The organism is Streptomyces sp. NPDC050388, assembly GCF_040655635.1.
Classification (GTDB): Bacteria; Actinomycetota; Actinomycetes; order Streptomycetales; family Streptomycetaceae; genus Streptomyces.
The window spans coordinates 1-1,440 of sequence record NZ_JBFAKH010000269.1; the positions used below are offsets into that span (position 1 = coordinate 1).

At 70.1% G+C, this 1,440-nt stretch carries 3 protein-coding genes; all 3 read left to right on the forward strand.

Annotated elements, in window-relative coordinates:
• The coding region (locus AB0I73_RS41285; RefSeq protein WP_363045515.1) for a DUF5994 family protein at positions 1–429 on the forward strand (429 nt) is incomplete at its 5' end.
• 262 nt (positions 430–691) lie between these two features.
• On the forward strand, positions 692–964 hold the full coding sequence (locus AB0I73_RS41290) for a hypothetical protein (RefSeq protein ID WP_363045517.1): 273 nt from the start codon (positions 692–694) through the stop codon (positions 962–964).
• A gap of 66 nt (positions 965–1,030) precedes the next feature.
• Positions 1,031–1,440, forward strand: a 410-nt coding sequence (locus AB0I73_RS41295) for a DUF5994 family protein (protein ID WP_363045516.1), incomplete at its 3' end; no start/stop codon positions are given.

A 1,440-nucleotide genomic window follows, 5' to 3' on the forward strand; every position in this document is an offset into this window, starting at 1 on the left:
CGCTCCCGTGCCCTCACCCGTGAGCTGCCGGCCTTGACAGCCGCACTGGGCGACCTCTGGGGCCGCATCACAGGTGTCACGGTGAACCCGGACCACTGGCCCGTCATCCCGAGTTGGGTGTCCGGCGCCGGGCGCACCGTGCGTGTGGGCTGGTCCACCGAGGGGCAGGATCCGCACCGGATGACCCTCTTCTCCACCAGGGGCCGCCGGGACGTGCTGGTGGTTCCGCCGGAAACCGGTGTGGATGCCGCCGCACGGCTGATGGCCGGTGACGGCATCGATGCCCCGGACCGGGAGGAAGCAGCAGACAGGATCGATGCCCGAAGCAGGGAAGAAGCGTGGGAGACCGACGGCGGGGCAGGCCCGCCGTCCTCCCCGCCCCGGCCCCTCGGCTCGACAGGGCGTTCGCCCGCCGGTCAACGCAGGTGAGCGGACCATGACGGTCATCGCCGTGGCCGCGCTGCTCGTCCTGATCGCTGTCGGAGTCGCCCTGATCCACCGGCTCAACGCTCAGCACGCCGGACGGATCGCTGCCTTCCACCACAGCGATGCTCTGCCGGGGATCGGCCGCCGGACCCGGAGGCACCGCCGGCCGACGGTGGACGCGACCGCCCCGGCACGCCCCACCGCGACAGCGACCGCGGATGACATCGACTTCGGCCCGACCGATGGCGGTAGAGGACGGCATGTCATGGCGATACTGCGCGAGCGGAAGACGTACCGCGAGAAGATCATGCGGGCTCTGTACCAAGCTGCCGAGGGAAATCGCCTCCTGGGCGTCGACGGGGCGAAGCTCCGCACCGACCTCGGCATCCCTGAGCGGGATCTGGCCGCTGCCTGTACGTACCTGGCGGGCAAAGGCTGGGTCGTCGTCGACTGGGGGAGGGGTGACACGCCCGCGAGGATCACGCTGACGCACCAGGGGATCCGGCAGATGGAGACAGAAGAGAAAGAGCGTGGCTGAGCCGCGTCCACAGAGACCGTGCGGCCGCAGGGCGTGCGACCGGCATACGAAGGACGGGCGGACACCATGACCGACTCCGACACCCCCGACACTCCCAGGTTGCTGCCGGACGCCGTCCACCAGCCGGTGAGTCCCGGGACGGCCCTGCTGAGACTGGAGACGACACACGCGCGTGAGGGAATCCTGGACGGTGCCTGGTGGCCGCGGTCCCGGGACATCGGTGCCGAGCTGCCCTCTCTGATCACCGCGTTGACCGGGCATCTCGGACCCGTCACCCGCGTCGGTCTGGACGCCAGTGCCTGGGACGAACTGCCGACACGGCTGGTGATCGACGGCCAAGTCGTGCACATCGACTCCTACCCGGTCGGTGACGACACCGTCCTCATCACCCGAGGCGACCGGGACCATTTCTCCCTGCTGGTAGTCCCGCCGGACACGATGCCTGACGCGGCACGCGCCGCGATGGCCAGGGCCGT